Annotated in this window: 22 protein-coding genes; 8 read left to right on the forward strand and 14 right to left on the reverse strand. The window is 60.4% G+C overall.

Annotation, left to right across the window (positions count from 1 at the left end; all coding sequences use genetic code 11):
- Both modA and GZH79_RS00390 read right to left on the reverse strand, forming a co-directional pair.
- Entirely contained in the window at positions 1-738 is a 738-nt protein-coding gene (gene modA, locus GZH79_RS00385) for a molybdate ABC transporter substrate-binding protein (protein WP_211641168.1), read from the reverse strand.
- Between the two features lie 42 nt (positions 739-780).
- Entirely contained in the window at positions 781-1902 is a 1122-nt protein-coding gene (locus GZH79_RS00390) for an acetoin utilization protein AcuC (protein ID WP_211641169.1), read from the reverse strand.
- 105 nt (positions 1903-2007) lie between these two features.
- Between GZH79_RS00390 and GZH79_RS00395 the strand changes: the two genes are divergently transcribed.
- The 5 genes from GZH79_RS00395 (at position 2008) to ptsP (ending at position 7726) form a co-directional block, all read left to right on the forward strand.
- Entirely contained in the window at positions 2008-2394 is a 387-nt protein-coding gene (locus GZH79_RS00395; RefSeq protein ID WP_211641170.1) for a DUF1178 family protein, read from the forward strand.
- Positions 2395-2420: 26 nt separating this feature from the next.
- A complete protein-coding gene (locus GZH79_RS00400) occupies positions 2421-3068 on the forward strand; it encodes an SDR family oxidoreductase (protein WP_211641171.1) in 648 nt (215 codons plus the stop codon).
- 77 nt (positions 3069-3145) lie between these two features.
- On the forward strand, positions 3146-4384 hold the full coding sequence (locus GZH79_RS00405) for an aspartate kinase (protein WP_211641172.1): 1239 nt from the start codon (positions 3146-3148) through the stop codon (positions 4382-4384).
- A 137-nt stretch (positions 4385-4521) separates the two neighbouring features.
- A complete protein-coding gene (locus GZH79_RS00410; RefSeq protein WP_211641173.1) occupies positions 4522-5346 on the forward strand; it encodes a class I SAM-dependent methyltransferase in 825 nt (274 codons plus the stop codon).
- Between the two features lie 136 nt (positions 5347-5482).
- Entirely contained in the window at positions 5483-7726 is a 2244-nt protein-coding gene (gene ptsP, locus GZH79_RS00415) for a phosphoenolpyruvate--protein phosphotransferase (protein ID WP_211641551.1), read from the forward strand.
- On the opposite strand, the gene GZH79_RS00420 is transcribed toward ptsP, so the two are convergent.
- Positions 7723-8511, reverse strand: coding sequence for an EcsC family protein (locus GZH79_RS00420; protein WP_211641174.1), 789 nt, complete (start codon positions 8509-8511; stop codon positions 7723-7725). The genes ptsP and GZH79_RS00420 overlap by 4 nt on opposite strands.
- A 41-nt stretch (positions 8512-8552) precedes the next feature.
- Positions 8553-9050 carry an N-acetyltransferase gene (locus GZH79_RS00425; protein ID WP_211641175.1) on the reverse strand — a complete coding sequence of 166 codons (498 nt, stop codon included), beginning with the start codon at positions 9048-9050 and terminating at the stop codon, positions 8553-8555.
- A 75-nt stretch (positions 9051-9125) separates the two neighbouring features.
- Here GZH79_RS00425 and GZH79_RS00430 point away from each other — a divergent pair, with 75 nt between their 5' ends.
- From GZH79_RS00430 to GZH79_RS00440, 3 genes are all read left to right on the forward strand, one after another.
- Positions 9126-9731 carry a flavin reductase family protein gene (locus GZH79_RS00430; RefSeq protein WP_211641176.1) on the forward strand — a complete coding sequence of 202 codons (606 nt, stop codon included), beginning with the start codon at positions 9126-9128 and terminating at the stop codon, positions 9729-9731.
- A gap of 135 nt (positions 9732-9866) precedes the next feature.
- Complete coding sequence (locus GZH79_RS00435) at positions 9867-10745, forward strand: S-methyl-5'-thioadenosine phosphorylase (protein WP_211641177.1); 879 nt, start codon at positions 9867-9869, stop codon at positions 10743-10745.
- Positions 10742-11272 carry an adenine phosphoribosyltransferase gene (locus GZH79_RS00440; RefSeq protein ID WP_211641178.1) on the forward strand — a complete coding sequence of 177 codons (531 nt, stop codon included), beginning with the start codon at positions 10742-10744 and terminating at the stop codon, positions 11270-11272. Before GZH79_RS00435 ends, GZH79_RS00440 begins: the two co-directional genes overlap by 4 nt.
- A gap of 144 nt (positions 11273-11416) precedes the next feature.
- Here GZH79_RS00440 and GZH79_RS00445 read toward each other — a convergent pair whose 3' ends face one another.
- The 10 genes from GZH79_RS00445 to coxB all read right to left on the reverse strand — a co-directional run bounded on the left by GZH79_RS00445 (position 11417) and on the right by coxB (position 20399).
- Positions 11417-12832: an FAD-binding oxidoreductase gene (locus GZH79_RS00445; protein ID WP_211641179.1), complete on the reverse strand. Its 1416-nt coding sequence runs from the start codon at positions 12830-12832 to the stop codon at positions 11417-11419.
- Between the two features lie 31 nt (positions 12833-12863).
- Entirely contained in the window at positions 12864-13445 is a 582-nt protein-coding gene (locus GZH79_RS00450) for a GNAT family protein (RefSeq protein WP_211641180.1), read from the reverse strand.
- Positions 13446-13447: 2 nt separating this feature from the next.
- On the reverse strand, positions 13448-14710 hold the full coding sequence (locus GZH79_RS00455) for a pitrilysin family protein (RefSeq protein ID WP_211641181.1): 1263 nt from the start codon (positions 14708-14710) through the stop codon (positions 13448-13450).
- Positions 14707-16092 (reverse strand): threonine synthase, encoded by a 1386-nt coding sequence (gene thrC / locus GZH79_RS00460; RefSeq protein ID WP_211641182.1) that lies wholly within the window; start codon positions 16090-16092, stop codon positions 14707-14709. Before thrC ends, GZH79_RS00455 begins: the two co-directional genes overlap by 4 nt.
- 1 nt (position 16093) lies before the next feature.
- Entirely contained in the window at positions 16094-16765 is a 672-nt protein-coding gene (locus tag GZH79_RS00465) for an SURF1 family protein (protein ID WP_249218899.1), read from the reverse strand.
- Between the two features lie 108 nt (positions 16766-16873).
- Entirely contained in the window at positions 16874-17680 is an 807-nt protein-coding gene (locus GZH79_RS00470; protein WP_211641183.1) for a cytochrome c oxidase subunit 3, read from the reverse strand.
- A 24-nt stretch (positions 17681-17704) separates the two neighbouring features.
- On the reverse strand, positions 17705-18316 hold the full coding sequence (locus GZH79_RS00475; RefSeq protein WP_249218900.1) for a cytochrome c oxidase assembly protein: 612 nt from the start codon (positions 18314-18316) through the stop codon (positions 17705-17707).
- Positions 18316-18531 carry a hypothetical protein gene (locus GZH79_RS00480; protein WP_211641184.1) on the reverse strand — a complete coding sequence of 72 codons (216 nt, stop codon included), beginning with the start codon at positions 18529-18531 and terminating at the stop codon, positions 18316-18318. Before GZH79_RS00480 ends, GZH79_RS00475 begins: the two co-directional genes overlap by 1 nt.
- Positions 18531-19466 (reverse strand): heme o synthase, encoded by a 936-nt coding sequence (gene cyoE, locus GZH79_RS00485; protein WP_211641185.1) that lies wholly within the window; start codon positions 19464-19466, stop codon positions 18531-18533. The genes GZH79_RS00480 and cyoE overlap by 1 nt, the downstream gene beginning before the upstream one ends.
- A gap of 102 nt (positions 19467-19568) precedes the next feature.
- A complete protein-coding gene (coxB, locus tag GZH79_RS00490; protein WP_211641186.1) occupies positions 19569-20399 on the reverse strand; it encodes a cytochrome c oxidase subunit II in 831 nt (276 codons plus the stop codon).
- Positions 20400-20413: the final 14 nt, after the last annotated feature.

Here is a 20413-nt window from a genome sequence, read left to right on the forward strand (position 1 = left end):
TCACTGACGCGGCGCCGGTTTGAATCCAGCCGCGGCAAACGTCGTCAGCGATTCTGACGTGGTCAGCGCATCCAGCACGGCCTGCGCCGCCACAACATTACCATCCTTGACCACGGCGGCCTGATACAGGATCGGCGCGTGGGACTCGACGGGAAACCGGGCAACGATTTTCAGCGTCGGTTCGACCCGCGCATCGGTGGCATAAACCAGCCCAATCGGCACTTCGCCCCGCGCGACAAGCGCCAGCGCGGCGCGCGCGCTGTCGGTTTCCACCAATCGGTCAGACACGCTGTTCCACAGTCCAAGGCTTTCAAGCGCCTGCCGCCCGTAAATACCCGCAGGAACAGAGCCGGTCAGCCCGATCGCCAACCGGCCATCGACACCCAGCGCACGCGTCAGCGCGACAGGATCAAGCGTGATGTCTGGGGTTTCCTGCGGCCCAACCAGAACAATCTCGTTCGACAAAAGATCGGTGATGCTGTCGCTGACAATCACGTCCGCGTCGTCCATCGCCGTCACCCAGTCGGGATGGGCCATGATCACCAGGTCAGCCGGTGCGCCGTTCATCACCTGACGAGCAAGGGTACCACTGCCGCTGTAGGACACGATCAGTCCCGGTTGCGTCACGGCAAAAGCATCCAGCGGTTCTTTCAGACTGGCGGCGGCAAAGATTGTCACGTCCTGCGCGGCGGCAAGCGTCGGCAAAAGCGATAACAAAAGGGCAAGAAGGATTTTCATAAGCGGACTATCCTGCCAGTCACCGTCCGGCGCAACCCGACATTAGTGCCAAGCGATCAACCGCGCGGCCAGATGCGCCGCCCCGGTGCGTGTCTGTGCATGCACCGGACCGGGGCGCGGCACATCACGCAGCGTCGTGATCCAGTGGGCAGGCGGCACCTTGACACGGCGCTGCCCATCCCAGCGCAGCGCCGACAGCACGTTCTGCGCGGCGCCGGGCAATTCATCAGGGATGGGATGGCCGTTCAGGATTGCCCAGTTGCCCGACCACAACCGACCCACCGACCACGGGTTATAGCCGCCACCGCCCAGCACCATCAGCCGGGGTGCAAGCGGCATGATCGCTTGCAGGATCACCCAATGGGCATTGTTGGACAGGCTCAGGCGGGATTGGGGGTCTTCTTCGACCGCGTCGGCCCCACATTGCAGGACGACAGCATCGGGGCGAAAGGCCGCCAGCGCGGGCAGTATTACAGTGTCGCGCACCAACGCCATGTCGTCGTCATGGGCGCCGCGCGGCAGTGGCAGGTTAAACACATTCCCTGCGCCCGTTTCGTCCAGATGACCGGTGCGCGGCCATCGCCCGTCTTCGTGCGTCGAAATCAGCAGCGTGTCAGGATCGGCATGAAACGCATGATCCACACCGTCGCAATGGTGCGCGTCGATATCCACATAGGCGATGCGCCGCGCCCCGTTCCGACGCAACGACTGGATCGCCAGCACCGGGTCATTCAGATAGCAAAACCCCCCGGCCCGGTCGGGGAAACCATGATGCGTGCCCCCGGCAGGTGTATAGACGATGCCGCCATTGCGCAGCAGTTCCCCCGCCAGCATCACGGCCCCGGCAGAGGTCACGGGCCTGCGCCACATTTCTGGAAAAATCGGGTTGTTCGAAGTGCCCAGCGCATGCCGCGCCCGGACCGCATCGCTGACCGCCTGATCGCGCTCTGCCTGTTCCAGTGCGGTAACGTATTCGGGCGTGTGGAACGACATCAGCGCCGCTGGTTTCGCGCGCGGTGCGGTACGATACTGGCCCGGCGCCAGCCACCCCATGGCGCGCACCAGATCCATCACTGTGGACACGCGTGGCACCCGCAACGGATGAAACGGCCCATAGGACGACGTGCGATAGATCTCTGACCCGATGAACAGCGGCGATTGCATGTCGCAATACCTAACCGATATGGAACCGATCACCAGAGCGTGGACGCCATTTGCATGCGCGGCGTAATGACTTACTTGTCAGGGGTTAGAAAAGGGACCAGCCCGGTGATCCGCTACAATCTGATCTGCAACAAAGACCACAGCTTTGACAGCTGGTTTGCCAGCGCTGCTGCCTATGAAAGTCTATCGCAGGCTGGTCATCTGTCCTGCACGATCTGTGGGTCGGGCGAAATCCGCAAGGCGCTGATGGCACCAAAGGTCAAATCCGCACCAGTTGAACCGCACCCATTGGAAAAGCTGCGCAAGCACGTCGAAGGGACAGCCACCTACGTTGGCGGCTCTTTTGCAAAACAGGCGCGCGCGCAACACGACGGCACCGCCCCCGACCGCCCGATTTACGGCGAGGCGACCCGCGCAGAAGTGCGCGACCTGCTGCGTGACGACATTCCGGTCCTGCCGCTGCCCTTTCGCCCGAAATCGCAAACAAATTGATCTGCCCCTCCCTGAAAGGACACCCAATGACCGCTTTGATTACCGGTGCAAACCGCGGGGTCGGTCGCGCCCTGTTCGACGCGTTGCAGGCGCGTGGCGACACTGTGATCGGCACCCATCGCGGCCTGACGGGGGGTGACTGGATCGCGCTGGACGTGGCAGACCCCGCCAGCGTGCGGGCGATGGCGGACACCGTGGGCGATCGGCCGATTGACCTGTTGGTCTGCAATGCCGGCGTATTCGAAGACCGCGACATGGCGCTGGACGATGGTTATCCGGCCGACATGTGGGCGCGTGAATTTGCGGTCAACACGACCGGGGTCTTTCTGACCGTCCAGGCGCTGTTGCCCAACCTGCGCGCCGCTCGCGGCAAGGTCGCGATTGTTTCGTCTCAGCTGGGATCACAGACCATCGCAAGCGGCGGGTCCTACATCTATCGCGCATCCAAGGCGGCGGCGGTCAACATCGGGCGCAATCTGGCGGTGGATTTGCGTGACGACGGGATCGCGGTCGGCATCTATCATCCCGGCTGGGTTCAAACGGACATGGGCGGGGCAACTGCCGCGATCACGCCAACGACGTCCGCAGCGGGCTTGATCGACCGCTTTGCATCCCTGACGCTGGACAACAGCGGCACATTCGAAACCTACGACGGCCAAACACACCCGTTATGACGCTTCCTTTCCGTCTGCGCATTGCCCTTGCACACGCAGTCGATTAAAGCGCCTTTCGGAACGTCAAGGGGACCGACATGCCCACACTCGTGATGAAATTCGGCGGTACATCCGTCGCCAACCTCGACCGGATCGCCCGCGCGTCCAAGCGCGTCGCACTTGAGGTCGCAAATGGCTACAACGTGATCGTCGTGGTGTCCGCCATGTCGGGCAAAACGAACGAGCTTGTGGGGTGGGTCAACGAGACGTCGGAACTGTATGACGCGCGTGAATACGACGCCGTCGTCAGCAGCGGCGAAAACGTCACCGCAGGCTTGATGGCATTGCGGCTACAGGAAATGGATATTCCTGCCCGCAGCTGGCAGGGCTGGCAGGTGCCGGTCCAGACCACCAGCGCCCACGCCAACGCCCGGATCGAAGCGATCCCCACCGACAATATCAACGCAAAATTCGCCGCCGGGATGCGCGTGGCGGTCGTCGCAGGCTTTCAGGGGATCAGCCCCGATGGCCGGATCACCACACTGGGCCGTGGCGGATCGGACACCACTGCCGTCGCTTTTGCAGCCGCATTCGATGCGGACCGCTGCGATATCTATACCGACGTTGACGGCGTTTACACGACCGACCCGCGCATCGCATCCAAAGCCCGCAAACTGGACCGGATCGCGTTCGAAGAAATGTTGGAACTGGCATCTCTTGGGGCCAAGGTGCTGCAAACCCGGTCGGTCGAACTGGCGATGCGCTACCGCGTGAAACTCCGCGTTCTGTCCAGTTTCGAAGAACCATCAGACACAGCAGGCACGTTGGTCTGCGCCGAGGAGGATATCATGGAAAGCAATGTCGTGGCCGGTGTGGCCTATTCCCGCGACGAGGCAAAGATGACGCTGATTTCGGTCGCGGACCGTCCCGGCATCGCCGCCGCGATCTTTGGTCCCTTGGCGGACGCCGGGGTCAACGTCGACATGATCGTGCAGAACATCAGCGAAGAGGGGCGGACGGACATGACGTTCTCTTGTCCTGTCGATCAGGTGAAACGCGCGCAGGATGCGATGGAAAAGGCCAAGGCCGCTGGCACCATCAACTTTCACGATCTGGTCGCAGATGAAGGTGTCGCCAAGATCAGCATCGTCGGCATCGGGATGCGTTCCCATGCGGGTGTCGCCGCCAAGATGTTCGCCACGCTGCGCGACGAAGGCGTCAACATCAAGGTCATCACAACCTCCGAAATTAAGGTCAGCGTATTGATCGACCGCAAGTACATGGAACTGGCCGTGCAAGCCCTGCATGACGCGTTTGAGCTGGAAAAGGCGTCCTGAGCCAAACCTGTATGGGTCTGAAAACGCGCCGTGATCTGATGGTCACGGCGCGTTTTTCTTTGTCAGACGCGGCGATATCGGAAACCCTGCGACTGCAGGCGGGCCGTTGGGACAGGCGCATAAAGGGATGAAGTAACGTGGAAAATGATCAAACAGGAACGCCAAGCGCGCTGGCCGAGGCGGTCACGCGCGACGTGCTTGCGATACTGGACGGTCCGGCAGACAACCAACGGCTGGAACAAGCCCTGCGCCACCTGTCGAAATGGCGCGCAAGGCTGATTGAAAACACATTAACCGCGCGCGAGGGGCGCAAGGTGCTGTCGGGTCCGTTCAAGGGTCTGAACTATGACACGCGCGCGACCGAAGGGGCCGGTGCAGCACGGCTGATCGGCTGCTACGAAGCCTCGCTTGCGCCGGTATTCGAAACGATCGTCGCACGGGCCTATCCTGTTGTCATGGATGTCGGATGTGCCGAAGGTTATTACGCCGTGGGCCTTGCACGGCGTATGCCGGACACGCGGGTGGTCGCCTACGATACGGACCCCGCGGCACGGGCCGCCTGTGCGGATCTCGCCAAACGCAACGACGTCGCAGCACGGGTAGACGTCCACGGCACGGTGGCGCACGCCGATTTCGCCCGCTGCGCAGACGAAAAGACCCTGATCCTGTGCGATATCGAAGGGGCGGAAGCGGCGTTGTTGGACCCTGTCAGCGCGCCCGCGCTGGCACACGCCGACATTCTGGTCGAGGTGCATGACTGTTTTGCCCCCGGCCTGTCAGCGCAGATTGGGGCGCGGTTCGCCGCGACGCATGACGTGCAAAGCATCGGGCGCGCCATCGATATGTCCGGCCTGCCCGATTGGATGGAAAACCTGTCGGACCTTGACCGTTTGCTGACCGTCTGGGAATGGCGCATGGGTCCAACGCCATGGCTGTGGATGCAATCGCGTGACGTCAGATGAGCGGACTGCACAATCTTTGCCCGACGTCTGTGGCATTTGCCCAAACCACCGGTACAGGCCGGATGCGGCAGACCTTTGACCTTCCCCCGGGCCCATTCCATCGCCTATAGGTGGTAGGAATTTGTTTGGGGACGAAATGCCGGACCGGGTTGAATCAGAAAGCCGCAAGTTGCTTGAACGGCTCCGTCTTGCGCTCGCCGAAGGTGGCGAGGGGCAGGAACGGTTGGACAATATCGTCGAACTGATCGCGACATCCATGCAGACCGAAGTCTGCTCTATCTACCTGTTCCGCGATAATGAAACGCTGGAATTGTGCGCCACGCAGGGTCTGGCGATGGAATCCGTTCACAAGACACGGTTGCGACTGGGCGAAGGTCTGGTTGGCCGGGTCGCGCGCACCCGCCGCGTCATTAACGCCGCCGACGCGCCCAGCGCACGCGGTTTCCGTTACATGCCGGAAACAGGCGAAGAGCGTTATTCGTCTTTCTGCGGCGTACCGATCCAACGACTGGGCGACGCACTGGGGGTTCTGGTCGTCCAGTCCAAAGATGCACGCGAATTCACTGCAGACGAAGTTTACGCGCTGGAAGTCGTCGCCATGGTGCTGGCTGAAATGACGGAACTGGGCGCCTTCGTCGGTGAAGGTGCCGCATTATCCGCCCGGCACCAGAATCCCGTGCTGTTTCGTGGCACCGTGGCACAGGAAGGCGCCGCCGAAGGCAACGTATTCCTGCACGAAGCCCGTGTGGTCGTAACCAACCCGATTTCCGACGATCCCGATCTTGAATTGGTGCGCCTGCGCGACGCGGTCGAAGAATTGCGGTCGTCGGTCGACGCGCTGTTGTCGGGCAGCCGGCAGATGACGACGGACCAACTGGAAATATTCGAAGCCTACCGTATGTTTGCCAATTCGCGCAGTTGGATGCGCCGGATGGAAGCGGACATCGTCAACGGTCTGACCGCCGAAGCTGCGGTCGAAAAAGAACAATCCTTGGCCCGCACCCGGCTTAATCAGGCGGGCGACGCCTATATGCGCGAACGGCTGAACGATCTTGATGATCTGTCCAACCGACTGCTGCGCATCCTGACAGGTCAGGGCAAGGATACCGGCGTCGATATGCCGGACAATCCGATCCTGATTGCTCGTAACATCGGCCCCGGCGAATTGCTGGACTACGGCAAAAAACTGCGCGGTATCGTGCTGGAAGAAGGGTCCGTCGGCAGTCATGCGACCGTCGTGGCCCGTGCATGGGCCATCCCGCTGATCATCAACGCCAAGGGCATCACCACAGAGGCATTGAACGGTGACCCCATCCTTGTCGATGGCGATCATGGCATCGCGCATCTGCGCCCGGACGAAGCGGTGCACAGTGCGTTCCGCGACAAGCTTGCGATGCAGACACGGGCGCAGGAACGCTATGCCTCGATCCGGGATGAACCGGCGTTGACGAAATGTGGCACCGAACTCAGCCTATTTATGAACGCGGGGCTTCTGGCCGATTTGCCGTCGCTCGAAGGGTCGGGCGCAAAAGGTGTCGGGCTATTCCGGACCGAGTTGCAATTTCTGATCCGCACCCAAATGCCGAAACGACAGGAACTTTCGGCGCTTTATGCGCGTGTGATCAATGCGGCAGGCGGCAAGCCGGTGGCATTTCGCACGCTGGATATCGGGTCGGACAAGGTCCTGCCCTATATGAAGCCGAACGACGAACCAAACCCGGCGATGGGCTGGCGCGCGATCCGCGTCGGGCTGGACAAGCCGGGCATCCTGCGGATGCAACTGCAGGCATTGGTGCGGGCCGCAAACGGCGGGCCGCTGACGGTCATGTTCCCGTTCGTGACGCTGTTGTCCGAATATCGGGATGCCAAGGCCGAACTGGACAAGGTGCTGGCACGCGAAAAACGGCTGGGCAATCCACTGCCCACGCCACTGCACGTGGGCGCGATGCTGGAAACACCATCACTCGCGTTCGCCCCCGATGCCTTTTTCAAAGAGGTCGATTTCATTTCCGTCGGTGGCAACGATCTGAAGCAATTTTTCTACGCAGCAGATCGCGAAAACGAACGCGTCCGTAAACGGTATGACACGCTAAGCCACAGTTTCCTGACGTTCCTCAAGATGGTGATCAAACGCTGTGACGACGCAGGCACGCATCTGTCGTTCTGCGGAGAGGATGCTGGCCGTCCATTGGAAGCGGTCTGTTTTGCAGCCTGCGGATTCCGGTCCCTGTCGATGCGCCCGGCGTCCGTCGGTCCGGTCAAGCACCTGCTGCGCAAGGTTGACCTGAACGACGTCCGGGCCGTGATGGACGCCGCATGGGAACGCGGTGATCTGTCGGTGCGCGACGCGGTCAGCACCTATCTAAAATCCTGCGTCTAGGCGGTGCGGGCCGGAGGCCGCGCACCGCTCAGCGTAGCGTGAAACAGGTTCAGTACCGCGTCTTCGCCATTCTGCCGCGCCATCTGGCGCAGACCGAAATGCACATGCGCCATTTCCACGAAATACTGTGTAAACGCATAGTTGGTCCCTGCCCCAGCCGCTGCCCCGATAATCGGGACCGCCTGCATCGCCAGTTTTTGGGTCAGCACGGTCGCGAATCGTGGGGCAACCCGCGATAACAGGCTATGCACGGCCGCCCCCGTGATCCCAAGCCGTGCGCCGATGAATGCGGTATCGATGCTTTCGCCATCGGTACTGCCTGCGCCGAACACGGCTAGACAGTCCTTGCGGGTTTGCAGGCTGGTGGGGTCTTCGCCGTATTGGACAGCGACGCCCTGTACCGCACGAAAGATCATCGTTGTGGCGACGGGCAATTCTGCAAGCGCTGTCGGCAAGCCACCAAAGCCACCGATGGCGCCTGACACTGTCGCCATCGCCTTGTGCGCGGCATCCGATTGGATCGCCTGACCGGCGACCCCTTCACGGGACCGGGCTGCCAGATCGAAACTACGCTCCAGCGCTGCACGCACCGCCATGTCGATCTGACCCCGCGCACCCTTTGGCAGTAGTTTGAGCGTGTCATCGACCTGAGAGCCCACAAAATTGATTGCCCGCATCAGCAATCCGTTCGCGCGTTTCTGCCGCAGGGCCAGCGCGCGGATGCGGTCCTCTGCCTCTGTTGTCAGGGGTGCGATGTCGTCTTTGGGCGGTTGTGTTGCGGTCATGTCAGCCTCCGGCGGTCAGGGCAAAGATATGTCGCGCGTTGCTATTTGCAATCGGTGGCGGGGGTCACATCACCGGTGACGTCATCCCACCCCCCCTTACGTAGTGCGATGCCCAGCACGCGGTCGGGATTGGTTGGCGGCGGCATCACGACATCGGACAGGGGCTGAAAACCAAAGCGGCTGTAATACGGCGCGTCACCCACCAGCAACATGCGCGGATGTCCCGCCTTGGCCGCGATTTCCAGACACCGCCAGATCAGAAGCGCCGCAATTCCTTCGCCCTGGTGGGTCGGGTGGACCGCGACAGGACCAAGCAATAGCGCAGGCTGTGCCCCGACGCAGACCGGCCAGTTGCGGATCGCACCCGCCACCTGGCCGTATGCATCGCGCGCAACAAGGCACAGCCGCTGCACGGGATCGACACCCTCGCGCAGCCGATAGGATGACAGCGCCGTGCGACCGGGGGCGAAGCACAGATCATAAAGCGCCTCGACTTCCCAATAGTCGTCGGGCCGCTCATGTGCGGTGGTGATATCCATGCTGTTCGTCTTCTGCTCTGGCCATGCCTTGGGCATAGGGTAAACTTCCCCCGTCCCAGATGAAAGAGACCCACGATGTTCTATCGCCCGAAAGACGGTCACGACCTGCCGCACAATCCATTCAACGCCCTGATCACACCGCGCCCCATCGGCTGGATTTCGACACGCGGGTTGGACGGCCGGGATAATCTGGCGCCCTATTCATTTTTCAACGCGGTCGCCTATACGCCGCCGCAGGTGATGTTTGCGTCGATCGGGGCCAAACCCGACCGTGACGGCACCAAGGATTCGCTGGCCAATATCCGCGACACCGGCGTTTTCGCCTGCAACGTCGTGTCGTTTGCCCTGAAAGATCAGATGAACCACAGCTCCGGTGGATGGCGCGCTGATGTGGATGAATTCGAACTGACGGGCCTGGAAAAGGCGCAGTGCCGGACCATCGATTGCCCCTATGTCGCCGCAGCCCCGGCTGTGATGGAATGCGAATTGCGCCAGATCATCAAACTGGAAGGCCCGGCCAATTACGCCGTATTCGGAGAGGTGACGGGGATTCATATGGATGATGCCTGCATCCGGAACGGACAATTCGATGTCACGACATTTCAGCCCGTCAGCCGCCTTGGCTACCGTGATTTCTCAGTCGTGAAAGAGGTGTTCGAAATGGGCCGCCCCGGCGAATGATCCAGACGCGTGTAGCGCGCTGCAAATGTGCGCTGCACGCGACACGGGACGATCAATGTTGCCGCGACCCGGCTAAATGGTTGCACGCCACGGGCGCACTGTTCACAACGGGATCGGTATGACGCAGGGGATCGGATGCGTGGCAGGCTTGGCATTATCGGCGGATCGGGGCTTTACGATATTCCCGGTCTGACGGACGCGACATGGCAGGACGTCGCCAGCCCTTTTGGCGCGCCGTCTGATGCTGTTCTGACCGGTACGCTGAATGGTCAGCCGCTGGCGTTCCTGCCCCGTCACGGGCGCGGTCATGTGCATACGCCGACATCTGTGCCCTACCGCGCCAACATTGACGCGCTGAAACGGCTGGGCTGCACCCATGTCGTCAGCCTGTCGGCCTGCGGATCGTTTCGTGATGACATGCCGCCCGGTGATTTCGTGGTGGTGGATCAGTTCATCGACCGGACATTTGCGCGGGATAAATCATTTTTCGGCCCCGGCTGCGTTGCCCATGTCAGTGTCGCGCATCCGACCTGCGATGCATTGTCCGCCGCATGTGTGGCCGCCGCACAATCACTGGGCATCAGCGTGCACGACGGCGGCACCTATCTGGCCATGGAAGGCCCGCAGTTTTCGACCCGCGCCGAAAGCATCATGTATCGCGATGTCTGGGGCGCCGACGTCATTGGCATGACCAACATGCCAGAAGCGAAATTGGCCCGTGAAGCGGAACTGCATTATGCCTCTGTTGCGATGATCACCGATTTCGACAGCTGGCACCCCGATCATGGCGCGGTGGATGTGTCAGATGTCATCGCCACGTTGCAAGGCAACGGAACCAAGGCCCGCGATCTGGTGGTGGCGCTTGCCGCTGCGTTACCATCCGGTTGCGGCACTGGCTGCGACACCGCCCTGACCCACGCCATTATGACAGCCAAAGACAAGCGCGACCCTGATCTCGTCAAGAAACTCGATGCGGTCGCTGGCCGCGTGCTGACCCCAAAGGACCACCCATGAAAACCGTCGAAGATTACATCCGCACGATCCCCGATTTCCCGCACGCGGGGATCATGTTCCGCGACGTGACAACGCTGTTTGCCGATCCGCGCGGATTCCGCATCGCAATTGACCAATTGCTGCATCCCTACGCAGGCATGGGGATCGACAAGGTGGTTGGCCTTGAAGCGCGCGGTTTTATTCTGGGCGGCGCCATCGCGCACCAACTGTCAAAAGGATTCGTGCCGATCCGCAAAAAGGGCAAGCTGCCGGCGCGGACAATCGAACAGGCATATACGCTGGAATACGGCGAGGCGGTCGTCGAAATTCACGACGACGCGTTGCAGCCGGGTGAACGCGTATTGATCGTCGATGACCTGCTGGCAACGGGCGGCACGGCAGAAGCTGGGATCAAGCTGTGCGAAAAACTGGGGGCAGAGGTTGTCGGCTGCGCGTTCATCATCGACCTGCCCGACCTTGGTGGACGCAAAAAGCTGGAATCGTTGAACATGGACGTTCATGCGCTGTGTGCCTACGCCGGGGCCTAAGGCAAAGATAACAGGTCGCCCACCCCCGCTGCGCTGACTTTGCCAGATCGGCCCGTTCGAGGCCCGCAGCGGGGTGGTTGCACCCACACGTGCAGCGGTTTTTACCGCTGGTTCATATATCGCGCGATTCGGATTAACGCCCGGTTAACGGCCACGCAGCACAGCACCCGGGTTCATGATGCCCTTTGGATCAAGCGCATCCTTGATCGCACGCATCATCGTCAGTTTCACGGGGTCGCCATAGAATTCCAGATCGTCGACCTTTAACCGCCCGATCCCGTGTTCCGCACTGACGGACCCGCCATGTGCATGGGCCAGATCATGGACTGCCTTCTTCACCGCCGGGCGTTCTGCCTCGTAATCGGCGCGGTTGCGACCTGCGGTTGGAAACACGTTGTAATGCAAATTGCCGTCACCCAGATGGCCAAAACAGTTGATCCGGAAATGGCCGATTTCGGCCAAAATCGGCCCACCCTGCGCGATAAAGTCCGGCACCGCACTGAGAGGTACGGAAATATCGTGCGAACTGACCGACCCGATCCGACGGTTGGCTTCGGGGATGGATTCGCGGATGTGCCAGAATGCATCCCTGTCAGCCAGCGATTGCGCGATGATCCCATCGGTCACCAGCCCAAGACCATTCGCTTCGGCAAAAACGTCTTCCAACGCATCCTCTGGTGACAGCCCAGCAGGCAAACCGACATCAATCAGCACCATCCAGTCGGGTATGTCCTGAAACGGCTGTTTGAACTCCGGTCCGACCTCTGACAGAAAATCCAGGCCCTGACGGTGAATGATTTCGAACGCTGATATGCCGTCGCCCAGACGGTCCTGCGTCAATGACAACAGATCTAGCGCAGCCTGCGGCGATTGCACGGCCAGCATTGCGGCCCCGATCCGCGCCGGTCGCGGGACCAGCCGCAGGGCGGCGGCGGTGATGATACCCAATGTGCCCTCTGCCCCGATGAACAGATCACGCAGGTCATATCCGGTATTGTCTTTGCGCAGGCGCGTCAGACCGTGCCAGATCGTCCCGTCGGGGCGGACCACCTCCAGACCCAGACATTGCGCGCGGGCGTTACCATAACGCAGCACGTTCACGCCGCCCGCGTTTGTGGACAACAGGCCACCAATCCGCGCCGACCCTTCGGATGCCAGCGACAGCGGGAACGACCGATCCATATCCAGCGCCGCCGCCTGCACATCGGCCAGAATGGCGCCGGCTTCGACGATCAACACGTTTTCAGACGGGAACCGGTCGCGGATCGCTGTCATCCGTTCCAGCGAAAGAACCAAGGGCGCGGCACCGTCGGTTCCCATCAGCTGGCCACCGACTAGCCCGGTACCGCCGCCATACGGCACCACGGCGATATTATGGGCATGACAATGGGCCAGAATGCGCGACACCTGTTCGGTCGTGGACGGGGCGACCACCACACCCGCACCCTGCCAACGGCCACGCGGCTCAGTCAGATAGCGGACGGTATCATCCCTGAACGTGCCGTCCGGTAGCGCCGCGCGCAGTTCTGCAAGCGTGTCGTCGTTGGCCGGTGTAAACATTCAAGTGTCCCTTTGCCTGATGACGCCAGCTTTATCCGGCGTCCGTTCTGCCACGGCGATCATGGCGCAGGTTGGCGTAAAGCACATGATTGCGCCACCGCCCGTCAATTTGCAGATAGCTTTGCGCCACCCCTTCGTATTTGTAGCCCGTCTGTTCCAAAAGACGACGCGACGCAGTGTTCTCTGGCAGGCAGCCCGCCTCTATCCGGCTGAGATCAAGCTTTGTGAATGCGTAGTGGACGACGGCCTGTATCGCTTCGCGCATATAGCCTTGGCGGGCAAAGGGTGCACCGATCCAGTAGCCCGTTGTGCCCGCCTGTGCAGGCCCACGGCGGATATTGTCCAGCGTGATCGCCCCCAGCAGCGCGCTGTCGTCGCGGCGCACCAGAAACAACGGCAGCGCCGTGCCTTGGGTAATTGAACGCTGCGACCAATAGACCCGGTTGGTAAAACTTTTCCGGCTAAAGTGATCTGACGCCCAGGTTGGTTCCCACTTTTGCAGGAAATCGGCACTGTCACGCCGCAGTGCCGCCCAAGCCCTGAAATCGGCATGAATCGGTGCGCGTAATGTCAGGCGATCAGTATCCAGCCGAACCTTACGCGCCCGCAACATCGTCAAGCCGCGATTTGCGCACGCAGCGCATCAAGACCCGGTGCCTTGTCTGCGGGACCATATAATGTCAGCGCGGTTCCAGCCCGCAACGTCCGTTCCGCAAATTTACGAACGTCGCCCGTCGTCACAGCATCGATCCGTTCGATGGTTTCCGACAGCGGCGGGATGCGGTCCCAGATCGCCAGCAAGCGGGCCAGACGTTCGGTGCGGTTCGACGGGCTTTCCAGTCCCATCAACAGCCCGGCTTTCATCTGCGCGCGCGCACGGGCGATTTCGGCGGCTGACATATCATCGACAGCGCGCTTCATTTCGTCGATCGTGACGGTTGCAAGCTGGCCAATTTCAGCGGCACTGGTGCCTGCATAGATCGTGGTCATGCCGGTGTCTTCGTATGCGCCCGCTTGCGCAAAGATCGTATAGCAAAGGCCACGCTTTTCGCGGATTTCCTGAAACAACCGTGATGACATGCCACCACCCATCGCCGTGGCATAAATCTGCGCGGTATAGATATCGGGGTCGCGATAATCCGGACCTTCGAACGCCAGTGCGAAATGGACCTGTTCCAGCGCCTTGTTTTCACGACGCTCGCCGCTGGCAAAGCGGGCCGGTTCGATCAGGCCCGCACGCGGCGCCGACGGCAGATGCCCGAAGAGGCGTTCTGCCTCTGCGACCAGCGCATCGTGATCCACAGCCCCTGCCGCAGCAAGGATCATCTGGTTCGGGCCATAATGCTGGCCGACAAATCCGGTCAGATCATCGCGGGTAAAACTGGCAACGCGTTCCTCTGGGCCAAGGATCGTGCGCCCCAGTGCCTGCCCGGGATAAGCCGTTTCCTGCAACCAGTCAAAAATGATGTCATCGGGTGTATCCAATGCCTGCCCGATTTCCTGCAGGATCACACCGCGTTCAACCTCGATTTCGCGGTCTTCGAACAGCGGGTTCAGCAGGATGTCGGAAATCACGTCCAGCCCCAGCCCGACGTCCGCTTCCAGCACGCGGGCGTAATAGGCCGTCGCTTCGCGGCTGGTATAGGCATTGATATAGCCACCAACGTCTTCGATGGATTCCGCGATTTCCAGACTTGTCCGACGCTTGGTGCCTTTGAACGCCATATGTTCCAAAAAGTGCGCGATGCCGTTCTGGGACGCCGTTTCATGCCGCCCGCCCGCATTCACCCAGATCCCGACAGACGCAGAGGCCAGCCCCGGCATGTGTTCGGTCACAATGCGAAAACCGTTGGACAGCGTGTGCAGTTCGATGGTCAAGAGGCGATCCGATCTTTGATGATTTGCTGGATCGCGGACAGGTCGTTTGCTGCCCGTGTGATCCGTTCGTCGCGGTCATACAGGTCCGCCATGCGGGGGGGCAAGGGGGGGTGGATACCTGTCGCCCGTTCCACCGCTGCGGGGAATTTTGCCGGGTGCGCCGTGGCCAATGTCACCATCGGCGTAGTCCCCAGATGGTGCTGTGCAACATGCACGCCGACCGCGGAATGGGGGCACAGCAATTCGCCGTGTTCTTGGACATAGGTGGTAATCGCATCTGACGTGTCCTGTTCAGACGCCCGGCCCGACAGATAGCTATCGCGCAGCGCGTCAATGGCGCCTTGGCTGACGGTGAACCCACCCTGTTTCAGATCGGCCATCTGATCTGCGACCGCAGCCCCGTCCTGTCCATAAGCGTAAAACAGCGCCCGTTCGAAATTCGAAGATACCTGAATATCCATCGACGGGCTGATGGTCGGGGTCACTGTGCCCTTAGTATAGGCGCCGGTTTCCAGCGTGCGATGCAGGATGTCATTGGTATTCGTGGCGACCACCAGATCACGGATCGGCAGGCCCATCCGCTTGGCGATATAGCCTGCAAAAATGTCGCCAAAATTGCCGGTCGGCACGGTAAAGCTGACCTCGCGCTGCGGCGCGCCCAGCGACACGGCGGCGGTAAAGTAATAAACCACCTGCGCCAGCACGCGGCCCCAATTGATGCTATTCACGCCCGCCAGCCGCACGTCTTCGCGGAACTGGAAATCGTTGAACATATCCTTGACCATCGCCTGACAATCATCGAAATCGCCGTCCACCGCGATGGCGTGAACGTTGGATTCGGTCGGCGTGGTCATCTGTCGCCGCTGCACTTCGGATACGCGCCCATGGGGATACAGGATGATGACATCGACAGCATCAAGCCCGCGAAACGCCTCGATCGCGGCGGACCCGGTATCGCCGGACGTGGCGCCAACGATGGTGACGCGGTCGCCGGACCGGCCAAGTGCAGCTTCGAACATCTGGCCGATCAACTGCATGGCGAAATCCTTGAACGCCAGCGTCGGTCCGTGGAACAGTTCCAGCAGGAAATGGTTCGGGGCCAGTTGCACCAGCGGCGCCCGCGCCGCATGGCCGAACCCGGCATAGGCATTGGCGATCAGCTCACGGAACTGGTTGTCGGAAAAGGTATCGCCGATAAAGGGCCGCATCACAGCATAGGCCACATCTTCGTAACTTTGCCCTGCGAACCCCGCGATGGTGTCGTGGTCCAGCGTCGGGATTGTTTCGGGCACATATAGCCCCCCATCGCGGGCCAGTCCTGTCAACATCGCCTGTTCGAACGTCAGGACAGGGGCCGTGCCCCGGGTCGAGATATATCGCATGTCAGTTTCCCTTGGGTCGTAGCGTGCGGACAATGAACAGGCCCGACATGGCCAGCCATCCAGCGGCCAACAAGAACCATGTGACCGCATAAGACAAATGGTCGTTTGGGATGCCGGTGATCCCGACGGGCATCGGAACGGTGTCGCCCGGAATTTCCCGCGCGACCAGAAATACCGGTTCAGTGTCCAGGGTCTGCGACATGGCGACCGCATCACGCGCGAACCAAAGCCCGTTGTCGGGTTCAGGCGTGAAACCGTCGACCTCGTCCGGCCACAACAGGTTTCCGGTGACCGTGATCTCGCCAGTGGGCAAAGGTGTCGCGCGATCATCCAGCCCGGCGAAACCCGCATCCACCAGAATGGTGCGTTCCCCGGTGTTGAATGCGCTGATCGTCCGATAACCCGCACCGTTTTCTTCGGTGCTGACCAGAACGTGCAGCACGTCACCGGTCAATTCTCCGCTGGCGGTGACTGGCAGGTATTCGTGTTCCGCTTCGGCCAGAACAGCCGGGATCGACACAGGCGGTGCGGCGATGCTGGTTTCGATGTCTGCCAGAATGTCTGATTTCCATTGCATGCGCTGAATCTGCCAAACACCCAGCGCAATCAGCACGCCAGCGCCTGCAACAGCCAACAGAACGGGAAAGATCAGTTTTCGCAATTGGATACCCAAGCGTTACGGTCGTGCAGGCTTAGCGCGTTTGAACAGGGGGGTGAAGGGTCCGACGTAAAAGGGCGGCCCCGCGGGCCGCCCTTTGATCGTGCGCGTCAATGAAGCGTGTCAAGCGCCCCAGACATAGATCGAAGCAAACAGGAAAAGCCAAACCACATCAACAAAGTGCCAGTACCAGGCTGCGGCCTCAAAACCGACATGCTTTTCAGCGGTAAAGTGGCCCGCATAGACACGGAACAGGCAAACCAGCAGGAAGATCGTCCCGATGATCACGTGAAACCCGTGAAAACCCGTCGCCATAAAGAAGTTGGCACCGTAGATGTTACCCGACAGGCCGAATGCCGCGTGGGTATATTCATAAGCCTGAAAGACGGTGAAGATCGCGCCAAGTGCCACGGCCAGCATCAAGCCGTATTTCACATCCTGACGGTTGTCTTCGTGCACCAGCGCGTGGTGTGCCCACGTTGCAGCAGCACCCGAACACAGCAGGATCAGTGTGTTGATCAGCGGCAGGTGCCAAGGATCGAACGTTTCGATTCCCACCGGCGGCCAGACCCCATCGACGGACGGGCTGTCAGGGCCCATCGGATACATGGCGTGTTTGAAGAACGACCAGAACCACGCCGCAAAGAACATGACTTCGGACATGATGAACATGATGAAACCGTAGCGCAGTCCAATGCGGACGACGGGGGTGTGATCACCGACTTGGCTTTCTGAAATCACGTCGGCCCACCATGCGTACATCACATACAGCACCAGCGCGAGACCGACGAGGAACATCCAGGGGCCGCCGCCTTGCTTTGGCATCCACAGCACGCTGCCAAACAACATGATAAAGGCACCCAGCGCGGCGAGGAACGGCCAGACGGACGGTGGAAGAATATGATAGTCGTGGTTCTTTTCGTGGGCCATTGAAGTCGTTCCCTGCGGCTGTCGTTAGTCGTTGTCTATGGCGGTGACGGGCGATGCGGTCAAGCTTTCAGGATCAAGCGACGCGTTATCCACGGCCGCATAATCCTCAATCTCGTAGAAGGTATAGCCCAATGTGATCGTATGGACGAATTTCGCATCACGATGATCGACGATGGCCGGGTCAACGTAAAAGCTGACTGGCATCAAAACCGTTTCGCCGGGTTGCAGAAGCTGTTCGGTAAAACAGAAGCATTCGATCTTGTCGAAAAACCTGCCCGCTTCGTAAGGCGTCACGTTATATGCGGCCTGACCTGCAACCGGTTGGTCGGTCGGGTTGTGTGCTTCGTAAAAGGCCAAACCGGTTTCACCGATCCGCAACGTCATCGAACGTTCAACCGGCGTGAACGTCCAGGGCATATCCCGGTCAAGACTGGCATCGAAACGTACGGTGATCTCTTGATCCAGAATGGTGTCGGATCCCTGTTCCGCCACGTCGGTTGCGCCACCGAATCCCGTCACCCGGCAAAACCAGTCGTAAAACGGGACCGACGCCCACGCCAGCCCGCCCATGACCACGACCACACTCACCAATTGGACCGCCGTGCGGCGCGTGCCTTGAATTCCTGCAAACATCATCAGTCCGCCCCTCCTGTTTGTGCCTCATCTTGAGGGATGATCTGGGGGCGCGCCACGTGGTCAAATGTCTCAAACTGGCGGGCATCACCCAGTTGCAGGACCTTGACCACCGTCAGACCAAAGACGATGGCCAGAAATCCCAAAAGCAGCAGCCCGACACCGGTGTTCCGGCCCTTGCGGCGCTGGTGCAGTTCATGTTCGACGCGTAATGCCATTACAGGCCTCCTGACCGCAGCGCGGACTCTATCAACAGCGCACCGAAATGCGCGAAAAGGTAGTACAGCGACACCTTGAAGGTCTTGATTTCGACCTTGTATTTATCTGCTTCTGCCTGATCCTCGTTGCGGCGCCAGATGTCGTAACAGCCTTTCAGGAACCAAGCGTTGAACACCGCAGCAACGCTGAGATAGACCCAGCCACCAATCGACGTAAACCCAAGCGCCACTGCGACGGCTACAAGGGGAACGCAGTAGGCCAGCACATGGTTGCGCGTGCTGCGCCGTCCGTGCGTTTCGGTCAGCATCGGCACGCCCGCATCGCCATAGTCCGTTTTCACGAACAGGGCCAAGGCCCAGAAATGCGGCGGCGTCCACATAAAGATCAGACCGAACATCAGCACCGATTCGATGCTGACACCGCCGGTTGCGACGGCCCAGCCGATCATCGGGGGAAACGAACCCGCCGCACCACCGATGACGATGTTCTGTGGCGTCGCGCGTTTCAGCCACATCGAATAGACGACAGCGTAAAAGAAGATCGTGAACGCCAGCAGTCCGGCGGCGACAAAGTTCGTCGCCAGCGCCAGCAACACGACCGAAAAGCCTGACAGGGCAAGCCCCAGACCCAACGCTTCGCCCGGTTTGACGCGGCCATCGGGAATGGGCCGCTTTGCCGTGCGTCGCATGCGCGCATCAATATCGGCATCCCACCACATGTTCAGCGAACCCGATGCGCCCGCACCTACCGCAATGCACAGGATTGCCACAAAACCGATAAACGGATGCACCCCGACAGGTGCGACGATCAGGCCAACCAGTGCCGTGAACACCACCAGCGACATGACACGGGGCTTCATCAGGGCAAAATAATCGCCCATCTGCGCCTCATATGTGCTTTCTGCGACTGTCTCGTGCAGGCTCATGTCGGACATGGTCTTGCTTTCGGGTTAGTTCATTGAAGATCGGCCCTGCCGTTGGGGCAAGGCCGGTCAAAACACGCAGGTCATGACGCAGCTTTTGCTGCGGCCCAGCCGTCAGGCCGCGTTCTGCACCTTGGCTTCTTCCAGCCACGCGTCGTATTCTTCCTGGCTCACAACCTTGACCGTGATCGGCATGTAGGCGTGATCTTTGCCGCACAATTCGGAACACTGGCCAAAATAGACGCCTTCGCGGTCGGCAGTGAACCAAAGCTGTGCCAGACGACCCGGAACGCTGTCCTGCTTTACACCGAACGCAGGCACGGTCCAGGAATGGATCACGTCGGCACCGGTCAGTTGCATCACGATGGTTGCACCGACAGGAATGACGACAGGTTGGTCTGTCGCCAGCAGGTAATGACTGTCTTCGTAACCGAAATCTGCCAATTCGTCGCGTGCAAGCATAAAGGATTCGAACGCCACCTCGTCATCGACGTATTCGTAACCCCAATACCACTGATAGCCAGTCACCTTGATGGTGATGTCGCCTTCGGGAATTTCCTGCTGGTTGAACAGGACGGGCAGCGAAAACGCACCGATAAACACCAGAATAACGATCGGGACGACGGTCCACGCGATTTCGAGCGGGCTGTTATGGGTGAACCGCGCAGGTGTCGGGTTGGATTTTGAATTGTATTTGATGATGACCCACGCGATCAGGCCGGTCACAAACAGGGTGATCGCCGTGATGATCACCAACAACAGGTTGTCCAGCCAGTGAACGTCGCGCGCAATCGAAGTCGCAGCCTCTTGAAAGCCTATGCCGCCGGGTATTGGCGCACCGATGACCGGCAGGTCGCTTCTGACGTCCTGCGCCGCGGCTGCGCCACCCGCCATCATCAAACCCAAAGTGGCCCATCCGGTTTTGGCGAAGTTGCTCAAACCCATTTTCGCTTCCCTTC

It is taken from the genome of Loktanella sp. SALINAS62 (assembly GCF_018263905.1).
Classification (GTDB): Bacteria; Pseudomonadota; Alphaproteobacteria; order Rhodobacterales; family Rhodobacteraceae; genus Loktanella.